Raw genomic sequence first — 5,626 nt, 5'->3', positions numbered from 1 at the left:
GCAAAAAGCTACTTGCTTTCCCAGCTTGAAAGCGAGCTCGCGCACGAGAAATCCGTCAAGATCATGGAGTATCAGGCGCAGCTCAAGGAAGAAGCGGACGAAAAAGCCCGCAACATTATTTCACTTGCTATTCAGAAACTTGCCGCCGAGCAGGTCGCTGAGGCAACAATTTCGGTTGTTCCTCTCCCCAATGACGAGATGAAGGGCAGAATCATCGGACGTGAGGGAAGAAACATCAGAGCGATTGAAACGCTCACAGGCGTAGACCTGATAATCGACGACACACCGGAGGCGATAACCCTCTCGTGCTTCGAGCCCGTAAGGCGCGAGGTCGCGAGGCTCGCCCTTGAAAGACTCATTTCCGACGGACGTATCCACCCCGCCAGAATTGAGGAGACCGTGGAAAAAGCCAGACGCGAGGTTGACGCTACAATCAAGCGCGAGGGCGAAAGAGCCGTGCTCGAGCTCGGCATCCACAACATTCATCCCGAGCTTGTCAAGATGCTCGGACGTCTGCGTTACCGCACCAGCTACGGTCAGAATGTGCTCAACCACTCGATAGAGGTCGCGTATCTCGCCGGCATGATGGCGAGCGAGCTCGGTCTCGACCCGACGCTTGCGAAACGCGCCGGACTGCTGCATGATATCGGCAAGTCCATTGACCACGAGGTTGAGGGAACTCATATCCAGATCGGCGTAGACCTCGCCAGAAAGTACAAGGAGAGCGACGCGGTTATCCACGCTATCCACGCTCACCACGGCGACGTCGAGGCAAAAACTATCGTCGCCTGTCTTGTGCAGGCTGCCGACGCACTCTCCGCCGCAAGACCCGGCGCGAGACGTGAAAACGTTGAGAACTACATCAAGCGTCTGCAGAAGCTCGAGGAAGTCGCCTCGTCCTTCAACGGCGTTGAACGCTCATTTGCGATCCAGGCAGGCCGCGAGGTTCGCGTTATGGTCAAGCCCGAGGTCGTCAAGGACGAGCGCATGATCCCGCTCGCGAGAGAGATCTGTAAGAAAATCGAGGAAGAGCTCGATTATCCCGGACAGATCAAGGTCAACATTATCCGCGAAAGCCGTGCGGCTGAATTCGCGAAGTAAATCTAAAAATCCGACAGGCAGCGATTATGCTGCCTGTTTTTGTCTGCAAAAAAGGCGCTCCCGAACCGGGAACGCCTTTACTGTAAAACTTTATTTTTTCATCAGCTTCCGCGACAGCGCCGTTACAGGCTTGCCGAGGGCAAAGAGAATGAGAATTTCGGGCGCGCACTTTACCGCAAGGCTGATTCCGCGCGCCGAGAGATAGAACCAGTAGTCGGGCTGCTGTCCGTACAGGATATACAGCCAATACGCCGCCATGAAGCTCTCGACGACAAGAGCGTTGACCGCCCATGCTATCGCGATGCGCGGCAGGCTGAGCTTCTCGTTGTACAGCGCGAAACCGTAGATAAGACCCGTAAGCAGTCCGCTTACCGTAAATCCCGGAAAATACGCTCCGCCGGTAGGTGCGATCAGAAACGACAGCACGTCTCCAAGCGCTCCGACAAGTCCCGCCGGGACCGGACCGAACATCGCGCCCGTTACCGCGATCGGGATAAACGCCGCCGAAAACTTGACCGTGTTGCCGAACATGGGCAGCGTGGCGTTCGCAAACATTCCCAGCACAATTCTCAGAGCGAGCAGCATCGCAATGACCGCGAGCGAGCGGATATCCTTCAGCTCAAAGAGAGATACCGGAAATTTTTTTATATATCTCATATTATTCCCCCAAAAATAAAAGGCGGGCAAGACTGCCCGCCGAATAATCCGAACGACAGCGGGATGCGAAAACGGCACCGCAGGCAAGCCCTTCGTCTCCGCGGCAACTCCCCGTCCGCGGAACACTTTACGCGCCGTATTCTACTCTGTTTTCCATACAATATTATACCACTATATACCGTTTTGTCAAGTCCCGCTGTTTTGCGGCAAATCAGATGATCTTCGCGAAAATCAGCAGCACCATCAGCAGGGTCACTACCGCGACGGCAGACACGATGACAAGTATGATCGTGTTCGCCCTCTTGTTCTCTCCGTCGTTGCTCTCGCGCTCGGGAATCAGTCTCGACTTGCGCAGAGCGGTGACAACGCCCTTGTAGAGCAGGAGCACTACCGCCGAATTGAGCGCCGCCTTAATCGCGTTGAACGGAATCAGCAGCGGCAGGAACAAATCGACAACCGCCTCGCGCGGTACGCCCATGTAAATCGGCGTCATAATGTAGTTCCAGAGCAGCATGATACCGATCATAGCGAGTGAGCCTGAAACTAGACCGATGATCGCCCTTCCCATAGTCTTTTTGCGGTGGTAGATCACAGACGCCACTCCGATAAACGTCGCCGAAGCGAGGAAGTTCATCAGCAGTCCGATAGGACCGGTAGTGCTGATCGTGATCATCTCGACAAAGCAGACGACCAGCGACATAATAAGTCCCGGGATCGTGCCGAAGATGAACGCGCCTATGGTGAGGATCACCTCTTTGGGCTCGTAAGTGAGAATGCCGCCGATATTCGGAATCCTGAGAAAGATATCCGCTGCGACCGCGAGTGCCGTGAGCATAGCCATTGCGGCGACCGCCTTGACCCGCTCGTTTCCTTTTGCTGTCATAAAATGACCTCCTAAAATAATATTTTAGGCTGTTGGGCGCCGATAGGCGCTTTCGCCCGCCTTTTGAAGCATTCATCTGTTCAAGCATTCATCAACGGCGGGATAAAAACTCCCTGTAAAAGAAAAATCCCGACGCTGATACGTCGGGCAAAATGCGCTTTATTGCGCGGCAAAAGCCGCTGTGCGCGTTTTCTTTCATCCGGACTTTAACCGTCGGTGCCTGAATTCCACAGGCTCGGCAGACCTTCGTCTGTTCGCGGACTATAACCGCCGGTGGAGAATTTCACTCCGCCCCGAAAACAACCTATATATTATTATATGCGCGCGTCACGGTTTGTCAAGTGCTTTGAAGGGCGCGCAGGTATTTTTTTGTTTCGTCGTCTATTCTGCGGCTCTCAACCGCCTTTTGCACCGCCTTGTTGAACACGTCGCGGTCAAGGCTGTTATTCTCGTAGTAACGGAGCGCGGGCTCCGGGCATTTTGCGAGAGCCGTCGCCATAAGCCACGCCTGAGCCATCTTCACGTAGTACGCACCGCTGTGAACTCTGTCGGTGCGCTCGAGTACGCGGTCGATATATTCGCTGTCGAGGTAGTGACAGAGCATGATGACGAGAGCGACGCGCTGTTCCCACTCGTTTCCGTCAAGGTACTCCCCTATGTGGTCAAAAAACTCCGCCCTGTACTTTTTTATCTTCTTAAATCCCGAGCAGAAGGTGTCGCAGACCGCCCAGCTGTTGACGTAAGGCAGCATGCCGTCTGAAAGAGCGCAGAGGTCGGCAAAATCCGCGGGCTTTATCAGACAGGTGACGATCGCGCGGAGCAGCCGCTCCTCGTAATAGTCGTCGCCGCAGATTTTGAGGAACCCTCGAGGATCGGTTTTGCTGATTTCTTTGCCGATTTCGCGCAGGCGCGGCATGCGAACGCCGAGGATCCTGTCCTTTTCCTCGTTAGGAACGAGAGAGGCATGAAAATCCCGGTATTTGCCGTCAGCCGAGGCCTTCAGCTCGTCGATCAGAATATGATAATTATCCCTTGTCAGCTTTTCTGTGGGCATTGTCGTACACCTCGCAGGGAGTGTTGAGGTCAAGGTAGGCTATGTCGTGGTGCGGCTTCTGCTTGTCGACGGGCGGACGCTGCATGTAGTCGCCGAAAACTCGCGTGAGGTAGTCGTCGTAGCCGGACATGCAGGGCATTTTCAGTCCCTCGAAGGTCACGTAGTCGATTCCCTCGTAGATTTCCTTCGGATACTCGAAACGCATCCAGTACGGACCCGAGCAAAGCTCCGTCACACACTTGTTTTCGCTGAGCTTGTACTTCTTCATGTGCTTCTCGCAGGAGCGCCAGATCTTCTCGCGGATTTTCTTTCCCCTGAAAATCCCGAGCAGGACGCGGCTGCCGAAGCCGAGGATTCCGCCGTGATTCTCGGGCACGACCTGTGCGAGAAACAGAGAATAGAGCATCGTCCAGACGAGCTGACGCTTGCGGGCAAATCTGCCGTCGGGCGCGACGTCGAGCGGAAACACGTCGAGTACCAGTCCGTGAGGAATATCGACGTCCACCTGATTTGTCTTGACCATCGTGTAGTTCGTGTCGGTTATCGTAATAAAAATATTGCCGGTAAAGACCTCTCCGCCGGTTTTCAGCAGGCGGAACCTTCCGTCCATGCCCTGTTCGCGCCAGAGCGCAGGCAGCTTCTCGTAGTCCTCGCGCGGAAGCATGACGTCTACATCGTCGTCCCACGGCACGAAACCGCCCTCGCGGAGAGCGCCTATCAGACCGCCGCCTATCAGCCAGAAGGTCAAATTATTCTTCTCGCAGAAATCGCGGAAATATACGAGCATATCGAGCTGCTTGAGCTGTAACTCGCGCAGCAGCTCAGGGGTTAATTCTACCTTGTCCATAATCATTTACCTTCTTGTGTTTTCCTTTACCTTGCGCCTGACCCTCTCGATGTGCTCCTTGGCGTGGGAATTGCGAATTTTGCGCCGCCAGAAGGGTATCTGGATAAGTCCGACAAGCGTGCCGACTCCGTAGGCGACGTGCAGCAGCGGAAAAATCAGCGGCAAAAGGAAGAACTGCGGCTGAACGTTTTTGAGGGTGAAGCAGCCGACGGTGTTGACCGCGTCGAACATTCCGTAAATGAGCAATAGCATATAAAGCAGCATCGGTCTGCCGAGAGCCGCGATAACTGCAAGCAGGATAACCATCATCACGAAGATAAACGGCGCGAAGTGGAAGTAGCTAAGACAGCCCGGACATTCGGACAATGTCAGACCGATCCACCTGCCGTTTGAGTATTTCTGTCGTATCATGTGCTTGAGGGTGTTGCGCGAGTGCTGATACGAGATGATATCCGGGCAGCAGCACATCTTGAAGCCCGCCATTCTTATGCGGTAATGGAACTCGTTGTCCTCGGTTCTGCCGAGGTTCTCGTTAAAGCCGCCGACCTTTGCGATGACCTTGCGCCTGTACGCGGCGTGAAAGAGGCTGTCCATATACTCCTTCTGAGTGGCGGGCCGGCGGTAAGCCGCGATAGAACTGCCGAAAAGCGAGTCCTCCGCCGCGAGGAGAGTCAGCTTCCATGAGCTGACGTTTGAGCTGATATTCGGTCTGCCGCCGCCGACGACATTTTCGCCCTGCTTGAGGTTGTAGACATTGCGCGAGACGAAGTTGCGCGGAATGCGCGCGTGAGCGTCGACGCGGATAATAACGTCGCCTGTCGCGGTCATGAGCGCGGCGTTCCACGAAAACGCCTGGTTGCGCTTGGCGCACTGGACGATTTTGACGTCGAGGAAGCCGTAGTCGGTGTTCTTGAACTCCTCCATGCGCTCGTGAGTCGAGTCGGTCGACATACTGTCAACAAAGACAATTTCAATTTTTTCGTGCGGGTACTCCTGCAGCGAGATATCGCTGAAAAGGCCCTCGATCGCCTCAGCCTCGTTGTAGGCGATCATGCAAAGTGAAACAATCATGCTATCAGTCCTA

At 54.7% G+C, this 5,626-nt stretch carries 6 protein-coding genes and 2 riboswitches; of the genes, 1 reads left to right on the top strand and 5 read right to left on the bottom strand.

Annotated elements, in window-relative coordinates; all coding sequences use genetic code 11:
- Window positions 1–1,101 (top strand): ribonuclease Y (rny, locus tag KQI64_RS06740; protein ID WP_216523943.1); only part of this gene is annotated, 1,101 nt, incomplete at its 5' end.
- 90 nt (window positions 1,102–1,191) lie between these two features.
- On the opposite strand, the gene KQI64_RS06735 is transcribed toward rny, so the two are convergent.
- The 5 genes from KQI64_RS06735 to KQI64_RS06715 form a co-directional block, all read right to left on the bottom strand.
- Window positions 1,192–1,758 carry a folate family ECF transporter S component gene (locus tag KQI64_RS06735; protein ID WP_216523942.1) on the bottom strand — a complete coding sequence of 189 codons (567 nt, stop codon included), beginning with the start codon at window positions 1,756–1,758 and terminating at the stop codon, window positions 1,192–1,194.
- Between the two features lie 54 nt (window positions 1,759–1,812).
- A riboswitch (THF riboswitch) is annotated at window positions 1,813–1,909 on the bottom strand.
- 60 nt (window positions 1,910–1,969) lie between these two features.
- Window positions 1,970–2,641 (bottom strand): ECF transporter S component, encoded by a 672-nt coding sequence (locus KQI64_RS06730; protein ID WP_216523941.1) that lies wholly within the window; start codon window positions 2,639–2,641, stop codon window positions 1,970–1,972.
- 183 nt (window positions 2,642–2,824) lie between these two features.
- A riboswitch (FMN riboswitch) is annotated at window positions 2,825–2,946 on the bottom strand.
- 32 nt (window positions 2,947–2,978) lie between these two features.
- Complete coding sequence (locus KQI64_RS06725) at window positions 2,979–3,695, bottom strand: DNA alkylation repair protein (protein ID WP_216523940.1); 717 nt, start codon at window positions 3,693–3,695, stop codon at window positions 2,979–2,981.
- A complete protein-coding gene (locus KQI64_RS06720; protein WP_253289219.1) occupies window positions 3,667–4,542 on the bottom strand; it encodes a LicD family protein in 876 nt (291 codons plus the stop codon). Before KQI64_RS06720 ends, KQI64_RS06725 begins: the two co-directional genes overlap by 29 nt.
- Window positions 4,543–4,548: 6 nt before the next feature.
- Window positions 4,549–5,626 (bottom strand): glycosyltransferase family 2 protein (locus KQI64_RS06715; RefSeq protein ID WP_330623052.1); only part of this gene is annotated, 1,078 nt, incomplete at its 5' end.

Source organism: Lachnoclostridium sp. MSJ-17 (assembly GCF_018918205.1).
In the GTDB taxonomy this organism is placed as follows: domain Bacteria; phylum Bacillota; class Clostridia; order Oscillospirales; family Acutalibacteraceae; genus Ruminococcoides.
This window is presented reverse-complemented; position numbering and strand designations above follow the sequence as displayed.